The sequence below is a fragment of the Lentzea sp. NPDC058450 genome (genome assembly GCF_042721395.1).
In the GTDB taxonomy this organism is placed as follows: Bacteria; Actinomycetota; Actinomycetes; order Mycobacteriales; family Pseudonocardiaceae; genus Lentzea.
This window is the reverse complement of record NZ_JBHXLO010000027.1, coordinates 12609-37210: the sequence shown is the minus strand read 5'-3', so window position 1 is coordinate 37210 and position 24602 is coordinate 12609. Positions and strand designations below refer to the sequence as shown.

General features: G+C 69.4%; 26 protein-coding genes. 22 read left to right on the top strand and 4 right to left on the bottom strand.

What is annotated here, in order from left to right; genetic code table 11:
* Window positions 1-40 precede the first annotated feature (40 nt).
* The 9 genes from ACFWNN_RS33025 (at window position 41) to arfB (ending at window position 6428) form a co-directional block, all read left to right on the top strand.
* Window positions 41-787 carry a maleylpyruvate isomerase N-terminal domain-containing protein gene (locus ACFWNN_RS33025; protein ID WP_382443858.1) on the top strand — a complete coding sequence of 249 codons (747 nt, stop codon included), beginning with the start codon at window positions 41-43 and terminating at the stop codon, window positions 785-787.
* Window positions 787-1107 (top strand): hypothetical protein, encoded by a 321-nt coding sequence (locus ACFWNN_RS33020; RefSeq protein WP_382443857.1) that lies wholly within the window; start codon window positions 787-789, stop codon window positions 1105-1107. The genes ACFWNN_RS33025 and ACFWNN_RS33020 overlap by 1 nt, the downstream gene beginning before the upstream one ends.
* Window positions 1107-1445 (top strand): hypothetical protein, encoded by a 339-nt coding sequence (locus ACFWNN_RS33015; protein WP_382443856.1) that lies wholly within the window; start codon window positions 1107-1109, stop codon window positions 1443-1445. The genes ACFWNN_RS33020 and ACFWNN_RS33015 overlap by 1 nt, the downstream gene beginning before the upstream one ends.
* Window positions 1445-1786 (top strand): hypothetical protein, encoded by a 342-nt coding sequence (locus tag ACFWNN_RS33010; protein ID WP_382443855.1) that lies wholly within the window; start codon window positions 1445-1447, stop codon window positions 1784-1786. Before ACFWNN_RS33015 ends, ACFWNN_RS33010 begins: the two co-directional genes overlap by 1 nt.
* Window positions 1786-2091, top strand: coding sequence for a lipoprotein (locus ACFWNN_RS33005; RefSeq protein ID WP_382443854.1), 306 nt, complete (start codon window positions 1786-1788; stop codon window positions 2089-2091). The genes ACFWNN_RS33010 and ACFWNN_RS33005 overlap by 1 nt, the downstream gene beginning before the upstream one ends.
* A gap of 96 nt (window positions 2092-2187) precedes the next feature.
* On the top strand, window positions 2188-3714 hold the full coding sequence (gene purF / locus ACFWNN_RS33000; protein WP_382443853.1) for an amidophosphoribosyltransferase: 1527 nt from the start codon (window positions 2188-2190) through the stop codon (window positions 3712-3714).
* Window positions 3715-3743: 29 nt separating this feature from the next.
* On the top strand, window positions 3744-4805 hold the full coding sequence (gene purM, locus ACFWNN_RS32995; RefSeq protein ID WP_382443852.1) for a phosphoribosylformylglycinamidine cyclo-ligase: 1062 nt from the start codon (window positions 3744-3746) through the stop codon (window positions 4803-4805).
* Window positions 4806-4859: 54 nt separating this feature from the next.
* Window positions 4860-5996, top strand: a complete 1137-nt coding sequence (locus tag ACFWNN_RS32990; RefSeq protein WP_382443851.1) for a SigE family RNA polymerase sigma factor — start codon at window positions 4860-4862, stop codon at window positions 5994-5996.
* 9 nt (window positions 5997-6005) lie between these two features.
* Window positions 6006-6428 (top strand): alternative ribosome rescue aminoacyl-tRNA hydrolase ArfB, encoded by a 423-nt coding sequence (gene arfB / locus ACFWNN_RS32985; RefSeq protein ID WP_382443850.1) that lies wholly within the window; start codon window positions 6006-6008, stop codon window positions 6426-6428.
* On the opposite strand, the gene ACFWNN_RS32980 is transcribed toward arfB, so the two are convergent.
* Window positions 6411-7082 (bottom strand): response regulator, encoded by a 672-nt coding sequence (locus tag ACFWNN_RS32980; protein WP_382443849.1) that lies wholly within the window; start codon window positions 7080-7082, stop codon window positions 6411-6413. The genes arfB and ACFWNN_RS32980 overlap by 18 nt on opposite strands.
* Complete coding sequence (locus tag ACFWNN_RS32975; protein WP_382443848.1) at window positions 7079-8617, bottom strand: ATP-binding protein; 1539 nt, start codon at window positions 8615-8617, stop codon at window positions 7079-7081. The genes ACFWNN_RS32980 and ACFWNN_RS32975 overlap by 4 nt, the downstream gene beginning before the upstream one ends.
* A gap of 130 nt (window positions 8618-8747) precedes the next feature.
* Here ACFWNN_RS32975 and ACFWNN_RS32970 point away from each other — a divergent pair, with 130 nt between their 5' ends.
* From ACFWNN_RS32970 to ACFWNN_RS32960, 3 genes are read left to right on the top strand one after another with little or no spacing between them, the layout of a single operon-like run.
* Entirely contained in the window at window positions 8748-9716 is a 969-nt protein-coding gene (locus tag ACFWNN_RS32970; protein WP_382443955.1) for a Bug family tripartite tricarboxylate transporter substrate binding protein, read from the top strand.
* Window positions 9713-10234, top strand: coding sequence for a tripartite tricarboxylate transporter TctB family protein (locus ACFWNN_RS32965; protein WP_382443847.1), 522 nt, complete (start codon window positions 9713-9715; stop codon window positions 10232-10234). The genes ACFWNN_RS32970 and ACFWNN_RS32965 overlap by 4 nt, the downstream gene beginning before the upstream one ends.
* A 51-nt stretch (window positions 10235-10285) precedes the next feature.
* On the top strand, window positions 10286-11752 hold the full coding sequence (locus ACFWNN_RS32960; RefSeq protein ID WP_382443954.1) for a tripartite tricarboxylate transporter permease: 1467 nt from the start codon (window positions 10286-10288) through the stop codon (window positions 11750-11752).
* A 60-nt stretch (window positions 11753-11812) separates the two neighbouring features.
* Here ACFWNN_RS32960 and ACFWNN_RS32955 read toward each other — a convergent pair whose 3' ends face one another.
* Both ACFWNN_RS32955 and ACFWNN_RS32950 read right to left on the bottom strand, forming a co-directional pair.
* Complete coding sequence (locus ACFWNN_RS32955; RefSeq protein WP_382443846.1) at window positions 11813-13306, bottom strand: CoA-acylating methylmalonate-semialdehyde dehydrogenase; 1494 nt, start codon at window positions 13304-13306, stop codon at window positions 11813-11815.
* Complete coding sequence (locus ACFWNN_RS32950) at window positions 13303-14304, bottom strand: LacI family DNA-binding transcriptional regulator (protein WP_382443953.1); 1002 nt, start codon at window positions 14302-14304, stop codon at window positions 13303-13305. Before ACFWNN_RS32950 ends, ACFWNN_RS32955 begins: the two co-directional genes overlap by 4 nt.
* A 133-nt stretch (window positions 14305-14437) precedes the next feature.
* Here ACFWNN_RS32950 and ACFWNN_RS32945 point away from each other — a divergent pair, with 133 nt between their 5' ends.
* From ACFWNN_RS32945 to ACFWNN_RS32900, 10 genes are read left to right on the top strand one after another with little or no spacing between them, the layout of a single operon-like run.
* The gene (locus tag ACFWNN_RS32945; RefSeq protein WP_382443845.1) at window positions 14438-15433 is read left to right on the top strand and encodes a Gfo/Idh/MocA family oxidoreductase; all 996 of its coding nucleotides are present in this window, start codon (window positions 14438-14440) and stop codon (window positions 15431-15433) included.
* Between the two features lie 4 nt (window positions 15434-15437).
* Entirely contained in the window at window positions 15438-16298 is an 861-nt protein-coding gene (locus tag ACFWNN_RS32940) for a TIM barrel protein (RefSeq protein WP_382443844.1), read from the top strand.
* A gap of 14 nt (window positions 16299-16312) precedes the next feature.
* Entirely contained in the window at window positions 16313-17299 is a 987-nt protein-coding gene (locus ACFWNN_RS32935) for a sugar ABC transporter substrate-binding protein (protein WP_382443843.1), read from the top strand.
* Window positions 17300-17314: 15 nt separating this feature from the next.
* Complete coding sequence (locus ACFWNN_RS32930) at window positions 17315-18364, top strand: ABC transporter permease (protein WP_382443842.1); 1050 nt, start codon at window positions 17315-17317, stop codon at window positions 18362-18364.
* The gene (locus ACFWNN_RS32925) at window positions 18361-19131 is read left to right on the top strand and encodes an ATP-binding cassette domain-containing protein (protein WP_285637436.1); all 771 of its coding nucleotides are present in this window, start codon (window positions 18361-18363) and stop codon (window positions 19129-19131) included. The genes ACFWNN_RS32930 and ACFWNN_RS32925 overlap by 4 nt, the downstream gene beginning before the upstream one ends.
* Window positions 19128-20060: a 5-dehydro-2-deoxygluconokinase gene (gene iolC / locus ACFWNN_RS32920; RefSeq protein ID WP_382443841.1), complete on the top strand. Its 933-nt coding sequence runs from the start codon at window positions 19128-19130 to the stop codon at window positions 20058-20060. The genes ACFWNN_RS32925 and iolC overlap by 4 nt, the downstream gene beginning before the upstream one ends.
* The gene (locus ACFWNN_RS32915) at window positions 20057-20962 is read left to right on the top strand and encodes an aldolase (protein ID WP_382443840.1); all 906 of its coding nucleotides are present in this window, start codon (window positions 20057-20059) and stop codon (window positions 20960-20962) included. The genes iolC and ACFWNN_RS32915 overlap by 4 nt, the downstream gene beginning before the upstream one ends.
* Complete coding sequence (iolB, locus tag ACFWNN_RS32910; RefSeq protein ID WP_382443839.1) at window positions 20959-21846, top strand: 5-deoxy-glucuronate isomerase; 888 nt, start codon at window positions 20959-20961, stop codon at window positions 21844-21846. The genes ACFWNN_RS32915 and iolB overlap by 4 nt, the downstream gene beginning before the upstream one ends.
* Window positions 21843-23696: a 3D-(3,5/4)-trihydroxycyclohexane-1,2-dione acylhydrolase (decyclizing) gene (gene iolD, locus ACFWNN_RS32905; RefSeq protein ID WP_382443838.1), complete on the top strand. Its 1854-nt coding sequence runs from the start codon at window positions 21843-21845 to the stop codon at window positions 23694-23696. The genes iolB and iolD overlap by 4 nt, the downstream gene beginning before the upstream one ends.
* 52 nt (window positions 23697-23748) lie before the next feature.
* Complete coding sequence (locus tag ACFWNN_RS32900; RefSeq protein ID WP_382443837.1) at window positions 23749-24528, top strand: pentapeptide repeat-containing protein; 780 nt, start codon at window positions 23749-23751, stop codon at window positions 24526-24528.
* Window positions 24529-24602: the final 74 nt, after the last annotated feature.

The following is a 24602-nucleotide window of genomic DNA, read 5'->3' as shown; positions in this document are numbered from 1 at the left end:
CCCCACTCGTCGGTGGAGCGTTTCGGGCACGATGTCGCTCATGGTGCAGACGGGGTGGACGGCCCAGCGGTGGACCGCTGTGTTCATCGAGCAGGCGGAGTTGTTCCGCAAGGCAGTGGCGGACGCGGACCCGGCGGCCGAGGTGCCGACCCGGCCCGGGTGGACCGTGCAGGACCTGGTCATCCACGTCGGCAGGTTCCTGGAGACCTCCACCGAGTACCTGCGCACCGGCAGCCGCAACCCGATCAGGCCGACGCCTCCGCAGAGCGGTCTGTCGCCGCTCGAGTACCTCGACCTCCAGCTGGTCGGCGCGGCCGAGGTGCTGACCGCCGTGCCGGGCAACCGGCCGGTGTGGACGTTCTCCCCGTCCGCTCCCGACCTCGCCTGGGTGTGGCATCGCCGGATCGCGCACGAGACGGTCCTGCGCCGCTACGACGCGCAGACGGTCGTCCGCCAGGTCGGAGCTACCGATCCCGATCTCTGCGTGGACGGCATCGACGAGGTGCTGACGACGATCGTCGCGGCGAAGCTCGACGGCGACACCCCGCACGACGTGACGGGCACCGCTTCGGTCCGGTCGACGGACGTGCCGGAGTCGTGGCTGATCTCGCTGACCGCCGGCGAGGTGCCGGAGGTTCGCTCCGCAGCACCCGGCGAGGAGGGCGACGCGCAGGTGACAGGCGAGGCCGAACTCGTCTACTTCTGGCTCTGGAACAGGATGAATCTCAAGGACATGACCGGCGACAAGCAGGTGCTGGACCTCCTTCGCGTCGGCCGGGGGCACTGATGCGCAAGCTCGTGATGGTGGTGCTCGGCGGTCTGCTGCTGTCCGGATGCGCGGCGAACTGGCAGGGCGAAGAGATCAGGTACAAGATCGTCTCGCAGGAACAGCAGTCCTCGTCCGAGTTCTTCAACCTCGAGTTGGTGGGCGATGCGCCGAAGGGCGCGTTGGAGCCCGGCCAGCTGAAGAACAAGGTTCTCTCCACGGATCGAGCCGAGGGCGCTCAGGTCGGTGACGAACTGCTTTGCGTGATCGAGCAGAAGAAGGGCAGCGCGATCGGGGACTCGAACATCAACACCCGACTGCTGAGCTGCAAGAAGGCGTGATGCGCAAGATCGGCGTGGCGCTCGTGGCCTGCCTCGTCCTGGCGGGCTGCGGCGCCTCGGAGTGGCGGCAGCAGGTCCGCTACGAGGTCACCAAGATCTTCGAACGCTCGTATCCCCAGGACCAGAAGAACGCCAATGTACGGCTCGAACTCGTCGGCGAGGTCCCGGACGACGTACCGGAACCGCTGACGCTGACGCCGGCCGTGGTCAGGTCCTGGACGTTGCGCGGCGACTTCGAGGTGGGAGACCAGTTCCTCTGCTGGGTCGAGCAGGAGGACGACGGCTACACCCGGACCGTGACCATCCAGACCGACGTGTCCTCGTGTGAGAAGGCTTGATGCGCAACAAGATCGCCGCAGCGCTCGCGGCCTGCCTGCTGCTCACCGGGTGCGCGGGCGACTGGCAGGCCGAGGTCAGGTTGAAGGTGGCCGCGATCGAGGACAAGCCGGCGCAGCCGACGTATCCCGGCAGCACGAACGTGTGGCTCGACCCGGTCGGAGCGTTGCCGGACGACGCGTACGACCACGAGAACTACCACGGCGGGATTCTCGACATCGAGGAGATCGACGGGGACGTGCGGGTCGGTGACGAGGTCGTCTGCACAGCGAAGCAGCGGACCATCGGCGCTTTGCAGACCAACACGATCAGGACCGAGTTGTTCCGCTGTAAAAAGGCGTGATGCGGAAGACCGTTGTCGCCTTAGGCGCCCTGCTCGCCCTCTCCGGTTGCAGCTCCTCCTGGCAGGCCGAGATGACCTTCAAGGTCACCGAGTTCTACGTCCACGACGCCGGCGGCGGCACCGAGCAACGGGTTCGCCTCGAACCGGTCGGCGACCTCCCGGAGGACGCCGACCGGGAGCACCTGAAGGACGCCTCCATCCTGGAGACCGACCTGCCCGGCACGGTCGGCATGAACGACGGCGTGCGCTGCACCGCGCGGCACGAGTCCGGCGCGACCATGATCAGCGGGTGCAAGAAGGCCTGAAACACCGCCGAACGCATGAGTTTCATCACCTCACCAGGGGTCGGAGGGGGGTCTACCACGGGGTGCTCCACTTACACTCGGGTTGCAGCCAGCCCCATGCGTGAGGGAGCCAATTCGGTGGTCGACGACCATTCCCAGTCCGAACAGGAACCCCGTGAGGAGTGTGGCGTCTTCGGCGTCTGGGCTCCGGGTGAAGACGTCTCCAAGATGACCTACTACGGCCTCTACGCCCTGCAGCACCGCGGGCAGGAGGCGGCGGGCATCTCCGTCGGTGACGGGTCGCAGGTCGTCGTGTTCAAGGACCTCGGGCTCGTCAGCCAGGTCTTCGACGAGCAGGTCCTGCAGAGCCTCAAGGGGCACGTGGCCGTCGGGCACTGCCGGTACTCCACGACCGGGTCCACGACCTGGGAGAACGCGCAGCCGACGTTCCGCACCACGGCGGCCGGCACCGGGCTGAGCCTCGGCCACAACGGCAACCTGGTGAACACTGCGGAGTTGCTGGAGAAGGCGAAGTCGCTGGGCATCAGCAGCCGCAACGGCGCCACCACCGACTCGGACATCCTCACGGCGCTGCTCGCCCACGCGGCGGCGGACAAGGGCATCGAGCAGGCCGCCCTGGAGCTGCTGCCGACGGTCAAGGGCGCGTACTGCCTCACGTTCTCCGACGAGTCGACCCTCTACGCGGCGCGTGACCCGCACGGCGTGCGGCCGCTGGTGCTCGGTCGTCTCGAACGCGGCTGGGTCGTGGCGAGCGAGACGGCCGCGCTGGACATCGTCGGCGCGAGCTTCGTGCGCGAGGTCGAGCCCGGTGAGCTGATCGCGATCGACGAGGACGGCCTGCGGTCGACCCGGTTCGCGACGCCCGAGCCCAAGGGCTGCATCTTCGAGTACGTCTACCTGGCGCGGCCGGACACGACGATCTCCGGGCGCGGGGTGCACGCCACCCGCGTCGAGATCGGCCGCCGCCTCGCCAAGGAGCACCCGGTCGAGGCCGACCTGGTCATCCCCGTGCCGGAGTCCGGCACGCCCGCGGCGATCGGGTACGCGCAGGCCAGCGGCATCCCGTACGGGTCCGGCCTGGTCAAGAACGCCTACGTCGGCCGCACGTTCATCCAGCCGTCGCAGACGATCCGCCAGCTCGGCATCCGGCTCAAGCTGAACCCGCTGCGCGACGTCATCCGCGGCAAGCGGCTCGTCGTCGTGGACGACTCGATCGTGCGCGGCAACACCCAGCGCGCGCTCGTCCGCATGCTGCGCGAGGCCGGTGCTCTCGAGGTGCACGTCCGGATCGCGTCGCCGCCCGTGAAGTGGCCGTGCTTCTACGGCATCGACTTCGCCTCGCGCGCGGAGCTCATCGCGAACGGCCTGGACGACGACGGCATCCGCCGCTCGGTCGGCGCGGACTCGCTCGGGTACGTGTCGCTGGAGCAGCTCGTCGCCGCGACCGAACAGCCCAAGTCGCGGCTGTGCTCGGCGTGCTTCGACGGCGACTACCCGATCGAACTGCCGCAGGACGCGTTGATCGGCAAGCACCTGCTCGAAGGCCTCAAGGGCGTGTCGGGCTCGGCGGCTCCCGTTCTGGCGAGCGGCTATGGTGCCGAAGACGCCTTGCGTCGTCCCTGAGCTCCCAGATCCAAGTGGAAGAAGTTGACGTGACCGACAGCGCCAAGGCCACCTACGCCGCCGCCGGAGTCAGTATCGCCGCAGGTGACGAGGCGGTGGAGAAGCTCAAGCCGTGGGCGGCCAAGGCGCACCGGCCCGAGGTGCTCGGTGGCATCGGCGGGTTCGCCGGCCTGTTCCAGCTCAAGCTCGACCGCTGGAAGGAGCCGATCCTGGCGTCCTCCACGGACGGCGTCGGCACCAAGATCGCGATCGCGCAGGCGCTCGACAAGCACGACACCGTCGGCATCGACCTGGTCGCCATGATCGTGGACGACCTGGTCGTCTGCGGTGCCGAGCCGCTGTTCGTGCAGGACTACATCGCGGTCGGCAAGGTCGTGCCGGACCGGATCGCGTCGCTGGTCAAGGGCATCGCCGAGGGCTGTGTCCAGGCCGGCTGCGCGCTGCTCGGCGGCGAGACCGCGGAGCACCCCGGCCTGATGGGCGACGACGACTACGACATCTCCGGCACCGGCGTCGGCGTGGTCGAGCAGTCCAAGCTGCTCGGTCCCGACCGCGTCCGCGACGGCGACGTCGTGATCGCCATGGGCTCGTCCGGCCTGCACTCCAACGGCTACTCGCTCGCCCGGCACGTGCTGCTGGAGATCGCGCGGATGCCGCTCGAGGGCCACGTCGAGGAGTTCGGCCGCACCCTCGGCGAGGAGATGCTGGAGCCGACCAAGATCTACGCCAAGGACTGCCTCGCGCTCATCGCCGAGACAGAGGTCCGCGGGTTCTCCCACGTCACCGGTGGTGGCCTGGCCGCGAACCTGGCCCGCGTGCTGCCGGAGGGCCTGCACGCCCAGCTCGACCGCGGCACCTGGACGCCCGCGCCGGTCTTCCAGCTCATCGCCCAGCGCGGCCGGGTGGAGCGCGAGGAGATGGAGAAGGCGTTCAACATGGGCGTCGGCATGGTCGCCGTCGTCGCGCCCGAGGACGTCGACCGCGCGCTCGCGGTGCTGACGGCCCGCCACGTCCCGGCGTGGGTGCTGGGCGAGATCACCAAGTCCGCCGAGGGCGGCGCGTCCCTCGTTGGCGATCACCCGCGTTTCTGAGGCAACCTCCTGACTCGGTCGTCGCGTACTAGGCGACGACCGAGGAGGGGGCACTTGGACCGCGACAGCGAGTTCGGCGAGTTCGTCGACGCACGCGCGCTCGTCATGCGTCGCACGGCCTATCTGCTGTGCGGTGACTGGCATCGCGCGGAAGACATCGTGCAGCAGGCGCTGATCAAGATGTACGTCGCGTGGTCGCGCGTGCGCAAGGACAGCGTCGACGCCTACGCGCGCAAGGTGCTGGTGCGCACCGCGATCGACGAGACCCGGCGCGGGTTCTTCCAGCGCGAACGCATCGTCGACGCCGTGCCGGAACGCGCCGTCACGGACGCGACCACCGATCCAGATCTCCGCAAGGCACTCGACGCGTTGCCCGCCGGGCAACGCGCTGTCGTCGTGCTGCGGTACTGGGAGGACCTGAGCATCACCGAGACCGCCCGCATCCTCGGCAGGACGGAGGGCACGGTGAAGAGCCAGGCCGCCAAGGGGCTCGCCGCGTTGCGCGACCTGCTGGAGAACGAGCCGGTGTCGCGGATCCACACCTCCGAGGTGATCCGCAGGGGCAGGACCAGGCTGGTCCGCAGGCGGGCGGCGATCGCGGGCGCGCTGGCGTTCGTGCTGGTGGTGGGCTTCGGCACGGCCGGGTACCTGGCGAGGCCGCAGCTGACCTCCGCCGATCAGACCGGCGCGGCGAGCTCCGGCCTCAACGCCGACGTCGCGTTGACCAACGCCCTGAGCACCGCGGGCGTCCTCCCCGCCGGAGTGACCGCGCAGGACGTGCCGGGGGCGAAGGCGCTGCAGTTCTTCGAGCGCCAAGGACGGCACTACGCGGGGGCGTTGCTGAAGGACGCGCAGGGCACCAGCGCGTTGACGATCATGCTCTACCGCGATCCCGGCGCGACGCCTCCCGCGTGCACGCCGGAGGAGGGCGCGGACTGCCGGATCGAGAAGGTCGGCGACATCGAGGTCAGGTCGAGCCTGTCCCGCCGCGAGAACGGCGTGCTGGCGCACGACGTGCGCTCGTACCGGGCAGACGGGACCTACATCGAGATCCGCAGCGTCAACGTCGGGGAGTTCCTGCCCGACGGCCCCGTCCTGCTCGAGTCGAACTCCCCGCCGAGCAGGCAGGAGCCCGTCCTCGGCCGGGACGCCCTGATAAAGATCGCGACATTGCCGGGCCTCACCTTCTAACCTGGAGGCATGAACGACGTGACCGTGACTCGGACGCTGGTGCTGCCGGCGTCTGAGTTGCGCGAACGTTTTTCCAGGTCAGGTGGGCCGGGCGGGCAGGGAGTGAACACGGCGGACAGCCGCGTGGAGCTCTCGTTCGACCTGGCTGCCTCGCCGACGATCCCCGAGCACCTCAAGACGCGGATGCTCGACCGGCTGGCCGGCCGGCTCGTCGACGGCGTGCTCACGATCGCCGCCTCCGAGCACCGCGCGCAGCTGCAGAACCGTGCGGCGGCGCGCGAACGGCTCGCCGCGATCCTCCGTGCCGCGGCCGCTCCGCCGCCTCCGGTGCGCAGGGCGACCAAGCCGACCAAGGGCTCGAAGGAACGCCGCATCGCGGGCAAGAAGCGGCGTGCCGAGACCAAGCGCGGCCGTTCAGGCTCCTGGGACTAACCCGTAGATCCGTTCCGGCCGCCCGGTTCCTCCGTAGCGCAGCCGCACCTCGGCCCGTCCCGTCGACACGAAGTGCTCCAGGTACCGGCGCGCGCTGACCCTGGCCACGCCGGTCGAGGACGCGCACTCCGACGCTGACAGGCCATCGGGATGCGCCCTGAGAGCGTTCTCCACCAACCGTGCGGTCTCCGGCGTCAACCCCTTGGGCAGCAACGGCTTCGACGTCGGTCGTGCGCCGAAGACCTGGTCCACGTCGGCCTGCCCCGCCGAGGCCAGCCGGTGCAGCTTGTCCCGCAACGACGCGAAGTGCGCGAGCTGGTCGCGCAGGGCGGGGTAGTCGAACGGCTTGATCAGGTAGTGCAGCACGCCACCGCGCATCGCACTGCGCACGGTCTCGACGTCGGTCGCCGCCGTGATCACGATGACGTCCACGTCCTCGTTGGCGCGCAACGACTTCAGCACCTCGAGCCCGTTGACGTCCGGCAGGTAGATGTCCAGCAGCACCAGGTCCGGCTTCAGCGACGCGACCATCTTCACCGCGTCGCCGCCGGTGTGGGCCACGCCGACGACCTCGAACCCGTCGGTGCGCGCGACGTATCCACTGTGGACTTTCGCCACCATGAAGTCGTCGTCGACGACCAGCACCCGGATCACCGGGGCAGCCTTGCCGTGAAGACCGATCCGGACACGGTCACCGAACCACCGCGCCGCAGGCACGCCCGCCGGATCAGCGCGAGCCCGATGCCGCGTTCGCCGTGCGATGCCGCCTTGGTCGTGAACCCGTGCCGGAACACCTCCTCGGCGAGTTCCGGTGCCACACCCGGCCCCGAGTCCCGCACGACGACCTGGACCTCGTCGTCCAGTTGCACCACACCCACCTCGATCCACTTCCCGGTCCCGTTGGTGCTCAACGAACTCAGCGCGTCCAACGCGTTGTCGACCAGATTGCCCAGCACCATCACCAGATCCGCGGACAACGCCTCGTCGACCCTGCCCAGCACGCTGTCCGGAGCCATCCGCAGCGCCGTGCCGCGTTCGGCGGCGAGCGACGCCTTGGCGATCAGCAGCGCGGCCACAGCGGGGTCGCCGATCGACGAACCGACCTCGGTCCGCCACTGGTCCTGCGCCGAGCTGATCTGGTGAATGTAGTTGGTGACCTCGTCGTACTCCTTCAACGAGATCAGCCCGGCGATGGTGTGCAGCCGGTTCGCGAACTCGTGCGCCTGCGCCCGCAGGGTGTCCGTCGCGTGCTGCGAGGCGTCGAGTTCGTGTTGCAGCGCAAGGAGTTCCGTGCGGTCCCGCAACGTGACGACCGCGCCCTCGCCGCCGTCGATCGGCATCCGGTTCAACGTCAGCACGACGCCCTGGCGCAGCACCAGCTGGTCGACACCGGTCGCGCGGCCGGTCAGCACGTCCCGCAGGCGGTCGTTGAGCTCCAGCTCCTCGACGGACCGGCCGACGGCGTCCTCCGGCAACGCCAGCAGGTCGCTCGCGTGGTCGTTGACCAGCGTGATCCGGTTCTGGCCGTCGAGGCCGACGACGCCCTCGCGGATGCCGTGCAGCAACGCCTCGCGGTTCTCGACCAGCGCGGTGATCTCGTGCGGCTCCAGCCCGAGCGTCTGGTTCTTCACGCGCCTGGCCAGCAGCAACGACCCGGTGACGCCGATGATCAGCGCGATCGCCAGGTAGCGCACCACGTCGACCGGCTGTTCCAGCGCGCCGGCGAAGATGCCGGGGTCCTCGGCGCCGGCGATCACCATGCCGTTGACCCGGCGGCTCGTCGGGTCGAACACCGGCACGTGCGCCTCGATCGAGTCGCCCGTGCTCCCGGTCCAGGACCTGCCCTCCAGCGCCGTGGTGCGGGTGTCCAAAGTGGTCCCGATCTGCGCCGGGTCCGGGGAGGCGATCACGAGCCGCTTGTCGTTGAGGATCAGCACGTAGGAGGCGCCGGAGAGGCTGCGCGCGGTCTCGGCGGGCGCGGACAGCAGCCGCCAGTTGCCCATCTCCTCCTGGACCAGCGAGTTCGCCGCCACGGTCTCGGCGACCGAGAGCATCCGGCGTTCCTCGTTGGAGCGAAAGTTGCTGCCCGTCTGGACGACTGTCAGCGCGCCGACTGCGCAAAGTAGCAGGGTGACGACTACGAGTTGCCATGCGAGGAGCTGACTGGCCAGGGAACGGCGACGACGCATGAGACCTCCCGTGACCAGAAAGACCGAAAGAAACCTTAGAAGCGCAAGAGCGACATCAAGGTTTACACCAGAGCAACATGTCCAACCACGCGGATGAGAGGCGGGGATCACAGTGCCGGTGAAGGTGTGGGTGTCGGTGGCGACGGCGTTGCTCGCCGTCCTGCTGGTGCCGCCACTGCTGTCGCCCGGTGCGGACAGCGGTGAGAGCAGCCAGGTTCGGTCGCTGCGCGTGCTCGTGCCGAACGCGCCCGGCGGCGGTTACGACATCACCGCCCGCACGGCGGCGAAGGCCATGGAGGACGCTGACCTGCTGCGCAACGCCGAGGTGTTCAACCTCCCCGGCGCGGGCGGCACGGTCGGGCTCGGCCGCACGGTCGGGGAGCGCGGCAACGGCAAGCTGATCATGTCGATGGGCCTCGGCGTCGTGGGCGCGGTGTACACGAACAAGTCGCCGAACTCGCTGCTCGACACCACCCCGATCGCGAAGCTGATCGAGGAACCGGACATCGTCGTGGTCGCGAAGGACTCGCCGTACACGTCGATGCAACAACTCGTCGACGCGTGGAAGGCGAACCCCGGCACGGTGACGGTCGGTGGCGGTTCGGCCCCCGGCGGCCCCGACCACCTGGCGCCGATGCTGATCGCGAAGGCCGTCGGCCTCCAGCCCAAGACCGTCAACTACATCCCGTTCGACGGCGGCGGCGAGCTGCTGGCGTCCGTGCTGGGCGGCAAGGTCGCGTTCGGCGTCTCCGGCGTCGGTGAGTACCGCGACCAGATCCAGGCCGGCACGTTGCGCGTCCTCGCGGTGACCAGCAAGAACCGCATCGACGGCATCGACGCGCCGACGTTGCGGCAGTCCGGTGTGGACGTCGAGTTCACCAACTGGCGCGGCATCGTCGCGCCGCCCGGCATCTCGCCGACCGACAAGGCGAAGCTGGTCGAGGTGTTCCGCAACCTCCAGAAGACGCCGCAGTGGGCGGAAGCGTTGCAGCGCAACGGCTGGACGGACGCCTTCGCGCCGGGAGACGAGTTCAGGACCTTCCTGGAAAGCGAGAACAAGCGGGTGGCAACGGTGCTCAAGGACTTGGGGCTGGCATGACGACCGTGACTTCGAAGCCTTCAGCCAAGAGCTGGCTTCGCGAACACTCCGAGCTGGGCATCTGCGTCCTGCTGGTCGTCCTCGGCCTGCTGGTGCTCACCGACGCGGTGCAGATCCCGACCGACTTCGCCCAGCGCGGCCCGGTCGGCCCGAAGGCCGTGCCGATCCTGGTCGGCTCGCTGCTGCTGGTCGTCGCCGCCCTGCTGGCCCGTGACGTCCTGCGCGGCGGCAAGGGCGAGGCCGAGGGCGGCGAGGACGTCGACCTGACCGAACCCGCCGACTGGCGCACGGTCCTGCTGCTCTGCGGCGCGTTCCTCGCGAACGCCGCGCTGATCGGCGTGGTCGGCTTCCCGATCTCCGGCGCGATCCTCTTCTGGGGCGCGGCCTACGCGCTCGGCAGCAGGGCGTACGTCCGCGACCCGCTGATCGCCGCGGCCATGTCGATCGTGACGTTCGCGGTCTTCAACAACCTGCTCGGCGTCCCCCTGCCCGGCGGCCCGCTGATGGAGGTGTTCTAGGTGGACCAACTGCTCAACGGCTTCGCCACCGCGCTGACGCCGACCCACCTGATGCTCGCCGCGATCGGCGTGCTGCTCGGCACCGCGATCGGCGTCCTGCCGGGCATCGGCCCGGCCATGGCAGTCGCGCTGCTGCTGCCCGTCACCTACGGCATGGAGCCGACCGGCGCGTTCATCATGTTCGCGGGCATCTACTACGGCGGCATGTTCGGCGGCTCGACCACCTCGATCCTGCTGAACACACCGGGTGAGAGCGCGGCGGTCGTCACCGCGTTCGAAGGCAATCCCATGGCCCGCGCCGGCCGCGGTTCGCAAGCGCTTGCCGCTGCCGCCATCGGCCACTTCATCGGCGGCATCGTCGGCACTCTGCTGATCGTCCTGCTGGCCCCGTTCGTCGCCAAGCACGCGGTCGACATCGGCGCCCCGGACCTGTTCGCCATCATGGTCCTGGCGTTCATCGCGGTGACCTCCGTGCTGGGTGCCTCCCGGATCCGCGGCGTCGCCTCGTTGCTCATCGGCCTGACCCTGGGCCTGGTGGGCCTGGACGAGATGACCGGCCAGCAGCGCCTGACGTTCGGCTCCCTGCACCTGGCCGACGGCATCGACGTGATCGTCGTGGCGGTCGCGCTCTTCGCCGTCGGCGAGGCCCTGTGGGTGGCCGCCCACCTGCGACGCAAGCCGTTCACCCCGATCCCCGTGGGCCGTCCCTGGTTGTCGAGGGCGGACCTGAAGCGCACCTGGAAGCCGTGGCTGCGCGGCCCGGTGATCGGCTTCCCGTTCGGCGCCATCCCGGCAGGCGGCGCGGAGATCCCGACGTTCCTGTCGTACGTGACCGAGAAGCGCCTCTCCAAGCACAAGGACGAGTTCGGCAAGGGAGCCATCGAAGGCGTCGCGGGCCCGGAGTCCACCGCCTCGGCCTCCGCCGCCGGCACGCTGGTGACGATGCTGACCCTGGGCCTGCCCACCACGGCCGTCGCGGCCGTGATGCTCGCGGCGTTCCAGACCTACGGCATCCAGCCCGGCCCGCTGCTGTTCCAGCGCGAAGCCGACCTGGTCTGGGCGTTGATCGCGTCGCTGTTCATCGGCCTGACGTTGCTGCTGGTCCTGAACCTGCCGCTGGCGCCCCTGTGGGCGAAGCTGCTCCGGATCCCCCGTCCGTACCTGTACGCGGGCATCCTGTTCTTCGCCTCGGTCGGCGCCTACGCGGTCAACGCGGACATCTTCGACCTGCTGCTGATGTTCGTGATCGGCCTGCTGGGCTTCGGCATGCGCCGCTACGGCCTGCCGGTGCTGCCCGCGATCATCGGCGTGATCCTCGGCCCGGCCGCGGAACAGCAGATGCGTCGCTCGTTGCAGCTCTCGGACGGCTCGCTGACCGGTCTGGTGAACAGCCCGATGGCGATCGTCGTCTACGTGATCATCGCGGTGATCCTGTTCTTCCCGCTGATCAAGCGGTTCCTGCCGAAGCCGACGCCCCCTGCTGCGGCGGCCGAGGAACGCGAGAAGGTCGACGCCTGATCGCGGCACGAAACGAGAAAGCCCCCGCTCTCCCGGCGGGGGCTTTCTCGTTTCTCATGCTCAGCCGTGGGTCGGGAAGCCCAGGTTCACGCCGTGCTGCTGCGGCCACCGTGCCGTCACGGCCTTGGCGCGCGTGTAGAACTTCACGCCCTCCGCGCCGTGCACGTGCGTGTCGCCGAACAGCGAGTCCTTCCACCCGCCGAACGAGTAGTAGGCCATCGGCACGGGGATCGGCACGTTGATGCCGACCATGCCGACCTGCACGCGCCGCTGGAACTCCCGCGCCGCCAGCCCGTCGCCGGTGTAGATGGCCGTGCCGTTGCCGTACTGGTTGGCGTTGACCAGCTCCAACGCGTCCTCGAACGTGTCGGCGCGCACGACCGACAGCACCGGCCCGAAGATCTCGTCGGTGTAGATCGTCATGTCGGCGGTGACGTGGTCGAACAGCGTCGGCGCGAGCCAGAACCCGTTCTCGGCACCGGCGGGCGCGTGCCCACGGCCGTCGACGACCAACGACGCACCAGCAGCTTCACCGGCATCCACATAGGACTGAACCCGGTCGCGATGAATCCCGGTCACCAGCGGGCCCATCTGCGCGGACGGGTCGGTGCCGGGCAGCACGGACGGGTGCAGATCACGGGTCCGGGAGGCGATCTTCGCGACCAGCTCGTCGCCGGTGTCGCCGACCGCGACGACCACCGAGATGGCCATGCAGCGTTCGCCTGCGGAGCCGTAACCAGCGGAGACAGCGGCGTCGGCGGCCACGTCCAGGTCGGCGTCGGGGAGCACGACCATGTGGTTCTTGGCGCCGCCGAGAGCCTGTACTCGCTTGCCGGCCGCCGTGCCGCGCGCGTAGACGTGCCGGGCGATCGGGGTCGAGCCGACGAACGAGGCGGCTGAGACGTCCGGGTGGTCCAGCAGAGCGTTGACCGCGAAGGCGTCGCCTTGCAGGACGTTCAGGACGCCGTCGGGCAGCCCGGCCTCCTTGAACAGCTCTGCCAACCGCAGTGAGGCCGACGGGTCGCGCTCGGAAGGCTTCAGGACGAAGGTGTTCCCGCACGCGATCGCGACGGGGAACATCCACATCGGCACCATCACGGGGAAGTTGAACGGCGTGATGCCCGCGACGACGCCGAGGGGCTGCCGCAGCGAATAGGCGTCGACACCGCGCGAGACCTGCTCGGAGTGCTCGCCCTTCAGCAACTGCGGGATGCCGCACGCGAACTCGACGACCTCCAGGCCGCGCTGCACCTCACCGGCCGCGTCGGACAGCACCTTGCCGTGCTCGGACGTGATGATCGCGGCCAGTTCGTCGCGGTGCGTGTGCAGCAGGTGGCGGTACTCGAAGAGGATCCGCGACCGCGTGGCCAACGACGACTCCGACCACGACTGCGCTGCCTTCAACGAGGACGACACCGCGAGGTCGACGTCCGCCTGCTCAGCCAGCACGACCTGCGCGGCGACCTCACCAGTGGCGGGGTTGAAGACGTCAGAGGTCCGGGACGACACCCCGGTGGTGCGGGCGCCGTCGATCCAGTGGGGGATGGTGCTCAACGCAAGCCTCCTGGCGGTGCGGTGGTGTTGCGAACGACGAGAGAGGGAGTGAGGAGATGGCGCACGGGATCGGTGCGCTCCGAGCGGACGCGCTGCAACAACGCATCCGCGGCCAACCGGCCGAACTCGGCACGGGGCTGGTCGATCGTGGTCAGGGAGACGTGCCGCAACGCGGCCAAAGACGTGTTGTCGTACCCCACAACGGAAACATCCGAAGGAACGCGCAACCCGGCGTCCTCCAACGCAGAGATCGCACCAACGGCGTTGAAGTCGTTGCAAGACAAGATGGCCGTGGGCAAAGCATCATCCGAAATCAACGAACGAATCGCACGCGCACCAGCAGCATCGGTGTACTCGGAAGACACGACCTGGGGCTTGAGCCCGAACGACTCCATCGCGGCGACGTACCCGCGCCGCCGTGGCCCTGCCTGCGTGCCCTCACCGCCGTCTAAATGGGCAATGCGCTTATGCCCCAACGAAACCAGGTGCTCCACGGCAAGGCGGGCACCGACCTCGCCGTCGTCGTTCACGGTGTCCACAGAGGTCACCCGAGACGAGCGAGCCACCAGAACCACGGGAAGTTGCTCGGCGGCCTTGCCGATCGCGCCACCGGGAACCACCGGCGACAGCAGGATCAAACCCGCGGGGCGAAAGGAAAGCAGCGACTCCAACGCGCGCCGCTCACGGGCGGGCGAACGGCCGCCGGTGTTGATGATGATGTCGAAGCCCTGGTCGCGGGCCACCTCGTCGATGCCGTCCACGACCTCGGCGAAGAACGCGTTGTGCAGGTCGGACACCATCACGCCGAGCACGGTCGAGGTCCGCGAGGCCAACGACCTGGCCATCGCGTGCGGCGAGTACCCCAGCTCCTCCGCGGCCTTCAGCACCGCGCTGCGTCGCATCTCGCTCACCTTGGGTGAACCGCGCATCACCAGCGACACCAGTGCGCGGGACACGCCGGCACGCAGTGCGACGTCTTCCATCGTCGGCCTGACCACCTGAAACACCTCCCCTCGCGTTACGGGCAGGAAACGGACCCTTGACACCCGTGTGGCCGAAGTTACAGCATTGGAGCGCTCCAACCAATAGAGCGCTCTAACAGTTCAAGGCGATGAACAGGGGAAACCTGCGATGCGGATCGGAGTAGCGGGTGTCGGCAGGATCGGCACCATGCATGCCACCAACCTCGCCGCACTGGATCGAGTCGACGAGGTTCTTCTCTTCGACCCGGTGCCCGGCAGGGCAGCGCAGGCGTCGGCCGAGCTGACCGGCACCAAGGCGGTGGACGACCTCGACACGTTGCTGGGCAACGTCGACGGGGTGTTGCTCGCCACGCCGACGAACACCCACCCCGACATGCTGCGCGCGGCCATCGCGAAGGGCGTTCCGACGCTCTGCGAGAAGCCGATCGCGAGCGACGTCGCCGAGATGGCCGCGCTGATCGAGGACGTCGAGAAGTCCGGTGTCGAGGTGCTGGTGGGCTTCCAGCGCCGCTTCGACCCGGCCATCTACGAGCTCAACCGCCGCATCAGGGCGGGCGAGGTCGGGGACATCTACCTGGTCAGGGCCGTCGGCAACGACGCGAACCCGCCGGACTTCTCCTACCTCCCGGCCTCCGGCGGCATCTTCCGCGACCTGCTGATCCACGACCTCGACTGCGTGCCGTGGCTCGTCGGCGAACCGGTCGTCGAGGTCTACGCGAGCGGGTCCGTGCTGGTGCACCAGGCGTTCGCGGACGCCGACGACGTCGACAACGCCGTGGTGATGCTGAAGTTCGCGGGCGGCGCGCACGCCACGCTCGCCGGCGGCCGGCACGACCCGGTCGGCTACGACCACCGCATCGAGGTGCTCGGCAGCAAGGACTCGCTGGTCGCGGGCGTGGACGCGAAGACCCCGCTCAACTCGCTCGAACCCGGTGGCCACGTCGCCGGACCGGACGCCTACCCCGGTTTCCCGGAGCGCTTCCACCGCGCGTACGTCAACGAGATGAACCTGTTCACGCAGGTCATCAAGGGCGAGGTCGCGAACCCGTCGCCGGCGCGAGAGAGTTTGATCAGCCTCCGCCTGGCCGAAGCTTGTGAGCAGTCGCGTCGCACCGGCGCGCCCGTGAAGATCGAGGGGAACTGAGGGCATGGCGAAGATCGCGGGAGCACCCATCTCCTGGGGTGTGTGCGAGGTGCCGGGCTGGGGCAACGTGCTCCCGTCCGAGACCGTCCTCTCCGAAATGCACTCCCTCGGGCTCACGGCCACCGAACTCGGCCCGCCCGACTACCTCCCGGCCGACCCCGAGCAGCTCAAGACCCTCCTCAGTGGACACGAGCTCACCCTCGTCGGCGGCTTCCTGGCCGTCACGCTGCACACCGACGTGCAGTCCACTCTGGACGAGGCCGACCGCGTCGCCGCGATCCTGAAGGCGGGCGGTGCCGAGGTGCTCGTGCTCGCCGCGGCCACCGGCCTGGACGGCTACGACGAGACGCCGAAGCTCAGCGACGACGAGTGGAACACCCTCGTCGGCACCTGCGCGAAGATCCGCGAGATCGCCGCAAAGCACGGACTGCACACCGTGCTGCACCCGCACGTGGGCACCCACGTCGAGCGGGAGGCGGAGGTCGACCGGTTCCTCGCGGACTCCGATCTCCAGCTCTGCCTGGACACCGGCCACCTCCTCATCGGTGGCACGGACCCGGTCGAGCTGGCGCGCCGCTACCCGGACCGCATCGGTCACGTGCACCTCAAGGACGTGCGTGACGAGATCGCGGCGAAGGTGCGCAGCGGCGAGCTCAGTTACACCGATGCCGTGGAACAGGGCATCTACGTGCCGCTCGGGGACGGCGACGTGGACGTCGAAGCGCTGGTGAAGCTCGTCCAAGAGGCGGGCTACACCGGTTGGTTCGTCCTTGAGCAGGACACCCAGCTCAAGGACGGAAGTCCGGTGGACAAGCCACTTCAGGACACCGCGCGCAGCCTTGCGCACCTCAGCAAGATCCTCTGAAGGGACTGGAGACGATGAAGTCTCGTCTGTTCACCCGAGCGGGCGTGGCGCTCGCGGGTGTAGCTCTGCTCGCCGCCTGTAGTGGTCCCACCGGTACGCAGTCGCAGAACACGGGTGCCAACAACGCTCCGGCGGCGTCGGGTGACCTCAAGGTCTCCGTCATCACGCACGGCACCGCGGGCGACGCGTTCTGGAGCGTCGTCAAGGTCGGCGCCGAGGACGCGGGCAAGCAGCTCGGCGTCGGCGTCACCTACAACTCCGACGGCGACCCCGGCGCCCAGGCCAAGCTGATCGACAACGCCGTGTCGCAGAAGGTCGGCGGCATCGTGGTGTCGATGGCGAACCCGGACGCGCTCAAGACGTCCATCGAGAACGCCGTGAAGGCGGGCATCCCGGTCATCACCATCAACTCCGGCAGCGCGAAGAGCGCGGAGTTCGGTGCCATGGCGCACGTCGGCCAGGAGGAGACGATCGCCGGTGAGGAAGCCGGCAAGAAGCTCAAGGCCGCGGGCAAGACCAAGCTGCTCTGCGTGATCCACGAGGCCGGCAACTCTGGCCTCAACCAGCGCTGCGACGGCGCCCGCTCCGGCTTCGGCGGCGCGGTGGAGAACCTCCAGGTCGACATCTCCAACCCGACCGACATCGAGGCCCGCATCAAGGCGAAGCTCCAGTCCGACGCCGCCGTCGACGGTGTGCTGGCGCTGAACCCGCAGGTCGCCGTGAACGCGGCCGCCGCGATCAAGGGCGCGAGCTCCAAGGCGCAGGTCGCGACGTTCGACCTGAACGCCGACGTGGTCACCGCGATCAAGGCCGGCGAAGTGCTCTTCGCCGTCGACCAGCAGCAGTACCAGCAGGGCTACCTGCCGATCGTGATGCTGAAGCTCTACAAGGACAACGCCAACACCCTCGGTGGCGGCAAGCCCGTCCTCACCGGCCCCGGCTTCGTCGACAAGGACAACGTGGACAAGGTCGCGGAGTACGCCAAGAACGGCAAGAGGTAAGGAGGAGGCGGGGAGATGACCGTGACAGCCACAGCTCCACCGGCTGCCGACGAACGGCTGGGCAAGCCGAGGGCGATGGATCAGCTGATCAAACGCCCTGAGATCGGCGCCATGCTCGGCGCACTGCTGGTGTTCCTGTTCTTCTCCGTGGTCACCGAGCAGTTCCTGAGCGTGGGTGGTGCGGCCACCTGGCTGGACGACGCGTCCATGCTCGGGATCATGGCGGTCGCGGTGGCACTGCTCATGATCGGCGGCGAGTTCGACCTGTCCGCCGGCGTCATGACCGCGTCGACCGCGCTCGTCACGGCTCTCCTCGCCACCCAGCTCGGACTGAACGTCTGGCTGGCGTTGCTGGTGTCGCTCGCCTTCGCACTGGCGGTGGGCGCGCTGAACGGCTGGCTCGTGATGCGCACGGGCCTGCCGAGCTTCATCGTGACACTGGGCAGTTTCCTGGCCCTGCAAGGCCTGAACCTCGGCATCACGCGACTCGTCACCGGCAGCGTGCAGGTCTCGGGCATGCGGGAGACCGCGGGCTACGAGTCGGCGGGCTTCCTGTTCGCGTCGACGTTCCAGATCGGCGGCACGAGCTTCTACGTGTCGATCATCTGGTGGGTGCTGTTCACCGTGGTCGCGTCGACGTTGTTGATGCGCACCAAGTTCGGCAACTGGATCTTCGCGATCGGCGGTGCCGCGCAGAGTTCACGCGCGGTCGGCGTGCCGGTCGTGCGGTCGAAGATCCTGCTGTTCATGACGACGGCGTTCGCGGCGTGGCTCGTCGGCTCGATCAACATCCTGCGGTACGCGAGCGTGCAGGCGAACCAGGGCATCGGCCTGGAGTTCCAGTACATCATCGCGGCGGTCATCGGCGGCTGTCTGCTGACCGGTGGCTTCGGCTCCGCGGTGGGTGCGGCGATCGGCGCGCTGATCTTCGGCATGGCCCGGCAGGGCATCGTCTACGCCGGCTGGAACAGCGACTGGTTCCAGCTGTTCCTCGGCGTGATGCTGCTGGCCGCGGTGTTGGTGAACAACATGCTGCGCCGCCGCGCGGAAAGGGTCAGGCGATGACGTCCCTCATCGAGACCGAGAACATCGGCAAGACCTACGGCAGCGTCATCGCGCTCAGCGATGTGTCCACTGTGGTCAACGCGGGTGAGGTCACCTGCGTGCTCGGCGACAACGGCGCCGGGAAGTCGACCCTGATCAAGATCCTGGCCGGTGTCCATCAGCACGACCAGGGCTCGTTCAGGGTCGAGGGCGAGGAGATCCGCTTCTCGTCGCCCCGCGAGGCCCTGGACCACGGCATCGCGACCGTGTACCAGGACCTCGCGGTGGTGCCGCTGATGTCGGTGTGGCGCAACTTCTTCCTCGGGTCGGAACCCACCACGAAGTTCGGGTTCCTGGACCGGAAGAAGGGCAAGGAGATCACCAAGAAGGCGTTGTCGGACATGGGCATCGACCTCCGCGACGTCGAACAGCCCGTCGGCACGCTGTCCGGTGGCGAACGGCAGTGCGTCGCCATCGCCCGCGCCGTGCACTTCGGCGCCAAGGTGCTGATCCTCGACGAACCGACCGCGGCACTCGGCGTGAAGCAGGCCGGTGTGGTGCTGAAGTACGTGGCCCAGGCGCGTGATCGCGGCCTCGGCGTCGTGCTGATCACCCACAACCCGCACCACGCCTACCCGGTCGGCAACCGGTTCCTGCTGCTCAAGCGGGGTCGCGCGCTCGGCTCGTACGAGAAGTCCGAGATCGACATCAACGAGCTCACCAAGCAGATGGCCGGTGGCGCCGAACTCGAGGCGCTGGAGCACGAGCTGCGGGGTGTCGAGGCGTGACGTCGCTGGAAGTGCTGACCGTCGGCCGGGTCGGGGTGGATCTCTACCCGGAGCAGTCCGGCGTGCCGCTGGCCAGGGTCAGCACCTTCGCCAAGTCGTTGGGGGGCACCGCGACCAACGTCGCGGTGGCCGCCGCCCGCCTCGGCCGCCGTGCCGGAGTGCTGACGAAGGTCGGCCCCGACGGCTTCGGCACGTACGTCCGCGAGGCGCTGGAGGGCTTCGGCGTCTCGTCGGAGCACGTCGGCACCTCGCCGGATCTCCTCACCCCGGTGGTGTTCTGCGAGCTCAACCCGCCCGCCGACCCGCCGTTGCTGTTCTACCGCCTGCCGACCGCGCCGGACATGACGATCGGCGAGGACGACGTGCCGTGGTCGCTCACCCGTGAAGTCCCGCTGCTGTGGGTGACGGGGACGGGCGTCTCCGCCGAGCCGTCGCGCGGGTCGCAGCGGATGATGCTCGCGAACCGGGCCCGCAGCGGCCACACCGTGCTCGACCTCGACTACCGGCCGATGTTCTGGCCCGACGTCGAGACCGCGCGCGCCGAGATCAGCTGGATGCTCGACCACGTCACGGTCGCCGTCGGCAACCGGACCGAGTGCGAGGTCGCGGTCGGCACGTCCGACCCCGACGAGGCCGCCGACCGGCTGCTGGCGCGCGGGATCTCGTTGGCACTGGTCAAGAAGGGCGCCGACGGCGTGCTCGTGGCCACGCCCGAGGGACGCTGGACGGTCGCCCCGAACCCGGTCGAGGTGGTCTGCGGGCTCGGCGCCGGGGACGCGTTCGGAGGTTCCGTGGTGCACGGCCTGCTCTCCGGCTGGGACCCGGTGAAGATCGCCCGCTACGCCAACGCCGCCGGCGCGATCGTGGCGTCCCGGCTGGCCTGCGCCGATGCGATGCCGGACCAGAAAGAGATCGAGGAACTGCTGTGATCACCGATGGCCAGTGGCGCGAGCTGTTGTGGCGACGGGCCGAGGACCCCGGCTCGATCCGGCGCGCCTACCAGGCCCGCAAGCGCCGGAACTCGTTGCTGAACGGCAAGTCCACGCTGTTCCTGGTCGCGGCGGACCACCCGGCCCGAGGTGCTCTGGGGGTCGGCGGCGACCCGCTCGCGATGGCCGACCGCCGCTCGCTGCTGTCCCGCCTGCTCACGGCGCTGGCGAACCCCGACGTCGACGGGGTGCTCGGCACGCCGGACGTGATCGAGGACCTGCTGCTGCTCGACGGGTTGAACGACCGCGTGGTCATCGGCTCGATGAACCGCGGTGGGCTCGCCGGCGCGGACTGGGAGATCGACGACCGGTTCACCGCGTACGACGCGTCGTCCATCGCCACGTTCGGGCTCGACGGCGGCAAGATGCTGCTGCGCCTGGTCGACTCGGACCCCGGCACGATCCCGACGCTCGAAGGCTGCGCGCGGGCCGTCACGGAACTGGCCGAGCACGGCCTGATGGCGATGGTCGAGCCGCTGCCGTACAAGCGCGACCACAACGACAAGCTGGTGCTGCAGAAGGACTCCGCGGCTCTGTCGCGGGCTTCGGCGGTGGCCGCCGGGCTGGGCTCGACCTCCGCGTACACCTGGCTGAAGCTGCCGGCGCCCGAGGAACCCGAGGTCGTGCTGGACACCACCGCGTTGCCCGCGCTGGTGCTCGGCGGCGTTCCGTCCGAACGGCCGGAGGACGACCTCAAGTCGTGGGGGCGATCGCTCCAGCACCCGACCGTGCGCGGCCTGGTCGTCGGTCGTGCGCTGCTCTACCCGCCGGACGGCGACGTCGCCTCCGCCGTCGCCGCTGCCGCCGACATCCTCCGTACCGCAAAGGGAATCACGGAATGACGCTGCACCGTCCACACGGGACTCTGTCGACCTCGACCGACGTGATCGCGCTGGCGCCGGAGGACGCGGGCTGGACCTACACGGGCCTGCGCGTGCTGGAGATCGAGGCCGGGTGGGTGCGCACGATCGAGACCGGGGAGTTCGAGGCGTTCGTGCTGCCGCTGTCCGGATCGCTCACCGTGGAGGTCGACGACGAGCGGTACGAGCTGCAGGGCCGCGAGTCGGTGTTCACCCGCGTCACGGACTTCGCCTACGTCCCGCGCGACGCCTCCGTTCGACTGTCCTCTGAGGACGGTTGCGCGGTCGCGCTGCCGATGGCCCGCTGCGAGAACAGGCTGACCCCGAAGTACGGCCCTGCCGAAGGCGTTCCGGTCGAGGTGCGCGGCTCCGGCAACGCGACCCGCCAGGTCACGAACTTCGGCGTCCCCGGTGTCTGGGACCACGCGGACAAGCTCAACGCGTGCGAGCTGATCACCCCGGACGGCAACTGGTCCTCGTACCCGCCGCACAAGCACGACGAGTCCGAGCCGTGCGAGGTGAACAACGAGGAGATCTACTACTTCCGCATCGCCGACCGCGACGCGATCACCCCGTCCCGCACCGGTTTCGGGTTCCACCGCACCTACACCGACGACGGCACGATCGACGAGGACGTGACCGTGCGCGACGGCGACGTCTTCCTGATCCCGCGCGGCTACCACGGCCCGTGCGTCGCGGCGCCGGGCTACCCCATGTACTACCTGAACGTTCTCGCAGGTCCGGGGCCCGAACGCTCGATGGCGTTCTGCGACGATCCGGCCCACACCTGGATCCGGGACCGCTGGGCGACCCAGGAGCTCGACCCGCGTTGCCCGGTCACGACTGCCGAGGGGCGGACCAAGTGAAGCTCACGACCGCGCAGGCCCTGGTCCGCTGGATGCTGGCGCAGCGGACCGAACTGCACGACGGCACCACCGCGCCGCTCTTCCCCGGCGTCTTCGCGATCTTCGGCCACGGCAACGTGCTCGGCCTCGGCAACGCCCTGGAGGAGGTGCGCGACCGCCTTCCGGTGTGGCGCGGCCAGAACGAGCAGGGCATGGCGCTGGCCGCCGTCGGCATCGGCAAGGCCACGCACCGCCGTCAGGTGGGCGTCGCGACGTCGTCCATCGGCCCCGGCGCGCTGAACATGGTCACCGCGGCCGGTGTCGCGCACGCCAACCGCCTGCCGCTCCTGCTGCTGCCCGGTGACACGTTCACCGGCCGCGCGCCCGACCCGGTGCTCCAGCAGGTCGAGCACTTCCACGACCCGACCGCGACGGTCAACGACGCGTTCCGCGCGGTCAGCCGCTACTTCGACCGGATCACCAGGCCCGAGCAGCTGCTCTCGACGTTGCCGCAGGTGGCGCGGGTCCTCACCGACCCGGCGGACTGCGGCCCGGTGACGCTGGCGCTGCCGCAGGACGTCCAGGCCGAGTCCTACGACTTCCCCGACGCGCTCTTCGCCCCGGTCGTGCACCGCCCGTTGCGGCAACGCCCTGACCTCATCGCACTGGCCGAGGCCGCGACCGCGATCCGCAACGCCTCCAAGCCACTCCTCGTCCTCGGCGGCGGCGTCCGCTACTCGGGCGCGGCCGGCCGGGCGCTGCGGTTCGCCGAGCAGCACAACATCCCGGTCGTCGAGACCACGGCGGGCCGCACGCTGGTCCCGCACGAGCACCCGCTGCACGCCGGTCCGCTCGGCATCACCGGCTCGACCTCGGCCAACGTCCTCGCGGGCGAGGCCGACGTGGTGATCGCCGTCGGCACCCGCCTGCAGGACTTCACCACCGCGTCCTGGACGGTCTTCTCCCCGGACGCCCACCTGGTCTCGCTGAACGCGGCCCGCTTCGACGCCGTGAAGCACGGCTCGTTCGCCCTGGTCGCCGACGCCGACGAGGGCCTGCGCGAACTGACCGACGTGCTCGCCTCCTGGCAGGCACCCGCGGAGTGGTCCGCGCGCGCCGAATCCGAACGGACCAGGTGGGACGCCCACATCACGTCCCTGCGCGCGCCGACCGAGGGCCTCCCGACGTACGCGCAGGTCGTCGGTGTCGTGAACGACGTCAGCGACCCCACCGACTACGTCATGACGGCGTCCGGCGGCCTGCCCGGCGAGTTGATCGGCGGCTGGCGCGCCACCGGCGAGTCCACGATGGACGTCGAGTACGGCTTCTCCTGCATGGGTTACGAGCTGGCCGGCGCCTGGGGAGCCGCGATCGCCCACACCCGGGGCGTCGTCACCACGCTGCTCGGCGACGGCAGCTACCTGATGATGAACTCCGAGCTGTTCTCCGCTGCCTTCGCGGGCCACGGCTTCGTCGCCGTCGTCTGCGACAACGACGGCTACGCCGTGATCCACCGCCTCCAGACAGGACAGGGCGGCGCGGGCTTCAACAACCTCTACCCGGACTGCACCACGTCCCATCAGGACCCGCCGCGCACGGACTTCGCGGCGCACGCGGCGGCGCTGGGCTGCGCGGTCTTCGCCGTCGACGCGCTCGCGGACCTCGAAAGCGCTTACCGCAAGGCGCGCGAGGCAGCCGTGGCCGAGCAACGCCCGGCCGTGGTCGTGATCCGCACGCACCCGTCGTCGTGGACGGAGGCCGGGGCGTGGTGGGAGGTCGGTGTGCCGGAGGTCTCACACCGCGCGGAGACCGCCCAGGCCCGCGCAGAGGTGCTCGAAGGCAAGGCGAAGCAGGTTCGCTACCTGAGCTGAACTCCAACAGCGGATACCGCGACACCGTTCTCTGTGGTGAAGATGGCCCACAGTGAACAAGCGGATGTCCAGGCTCGGGGCGGTGGCCCTGGTCGTACTCGGTGTCGCCCTGCTGGTGCCACAGGCGTCTCCGCGATCGATGGTCTTCGGTGGACTGCTGGTCGCCGCGGGAGCCGCGCTGGCCTGGCGCCAGGTCAGGGACGGCCAGTTCGTCGACCGCTACCGCCGGGCGCTCGACCACCTCGGCAGCGACGTGGCCGGGGAACGGCTCGACGGGCTGCGGCTGCTGGAGGAGATCGCGAAGGATTCGGCGCGGAGCCGGCCGCTCGTGGACGACACGGTGGCCGACTTCCTGCGCGACCGCTCGCCGTGGCCGACCGAGGAGCAGCCGTCCGGTGAACGGCAGGACGTCGAGGCCGCCCTCGCGCTCCTCACCCGGTGGCCGACCATCGGGCTCGACCTGTCGCACGTCGACCTGCGCGGCGCCGAGCTCGGCAAGCTGGAGCTCGCGGGAGCGGTGATCCGCCGGTCCAACCTCACCGGCGCGCGGCTGCTCGGCACGTGCCTCGACGGGTGCGTGCTCGACGCCAGCGAACTGCGGGACGCGGACCTGCGCGGGGCGTCGTTGCGCAACGCCTCGCTGCGGGTGGCCTGCCTCGAAGGCGCCGACCTGCGGGCCGCCGACCTCACGGACGCGGACCTGCGCGGCGCCGACATGCGGGCCGTCAACCTGGACAAGGCCGCCCTGACCGGAGCCCGCGTGAACAGGGGCACGTTGTGGCCGCCGGACTTCACGCCCGCACGTGTCTCAGCGTCACTGTTCAGTGACTGAGACAACCCCGACGCCGGGAACAACCCGCCCCTGACCTCCCTTGAACGTTTCGTCAGGTCTCGAACGTTCTCAAG

What these genes read in the sequence shown, in the direction of transcription:
- ACFWNN_RS33025 (WP_382443858.1), top strand. Translation starts at nt 41, where the DNA reads ATGGTGCAGACGGGGTGGACGGCCCAGCGGTGGACCGCTGTGTTCATC.
- ACFWNN_RS33020 (WP_382443857.1), top strand. Translation starts at nt 787, where the DNA reads ATGCGCAAGCTCGTGATGGTGGTGCTCGGCGGTCTGCTGCTGTCCGGA.
- ACFWNN_RS33015 (WP_382443856.1), top strand. Translation starts at nt 1,107, where the DNA reads ATGCGCAAGATCGGCGTGGCGCTCGTGGCCTGCCTCGTCCTGGCGGGC.
- ACFWNN_RS33010 (WP_382443855.1), top strand. Translation starts at nt 1,445, where the DNA reads ATGCGCAACAAGATCGCCGCAGCGCTCGCGGCCTGCCTGCTGCTCACC.
- ACFWNN_RS33005 (WP_382443854.1), top strand. Translation starts at nt 1,786, where the DNA reads ATGCGGAAGACCGTTGTCGCCTTAGGCGCCCTGCTCGCCCTCTCCGGT.
- purF (WP_382443853.1), top strand. Translation starts at nt 2,188, where the DNA reads ATGCGTGAGGGAGCCAATTCGGTGGTCGACGACCATTCCCAGTCCGAA.
- arfB (WP_382443850.1), top strand. Translation starts at nt 6,006, where the DNA reads ATGAACGACGTGACCGTGACTCGGACGCTGGTGCTGCCGGCGTCTGAG.
- ACFWNN_RS32975 (WP_382443848.1), bottom strand. Translation starts at nt 8,617, where the DNA reads ATGCGTCGTCGCCGTTCCCTGGCCAGTCAGCTCCTCGCATGGCAACTC.
- ACFWNN_RS32965 (WP_382443847.1), top strand. Translation starts at nt 9,713, where the DNA reads ATGACGACCGTGACTTCGAAGCCTTCAGCCAAGAGCTGGCTTCGCGAA.
- ACFWNN_RS32960 (WP_382443954.1), top strand. Translation starts at nt 10,286, where the DNA reads ATGCTCGCCGCGATCGGCGTGCTGCTCGGCACCGCGATCGGCGTCCTG.
- ACFWNN_RS32945 (WP_382443845.1), top strand. Translation starts at nt 14,438, where the DNA reads ATGCGGATCGGAGTAGCGGGTGTCGGCAGGATCGGCACCATGCATGCC.
- ACFWNN_RS32940 (WP_382443844.1), top strand. Translation starts at nt 15,438, where the DNA reads ATGGCGAAGATCGCGGGAGCACCCATCTCCTGGGGTGTGTGCGAGGTG.
- ACFWNN_RS32935 (WP_382443843.1), top strand. Translation starts at nt 16,313, where the DNA reads ATGAAGTCTCGTCTGTTCACCCGAGCGGGCGTGGCGCTCGCGGGTGTA.
- ACFWNN_RS32930 (WP_382443842.1), top strand. Translation starts at nt 17,315, where the DNA reads ATGACCGTGACAGCCACAGCTCCACCGGCTGCCGACGAACGGCTGGGC.
- ACFWNN_RS32925 (WP_285637436.1), top strand. Translation starts at nt 18,361, where the DNA reads ATGACGTCCCTCATCGAGACCGAGAACATCGGCAAGACCTACGGCAGC.
- iolB (WP_382443839.1), top strand. Translation starts at nt 20,959, where the DNA reads ATGACGCTGCACCGTCCACACGGGACTCTGTCGACCTCGACCGACGTG.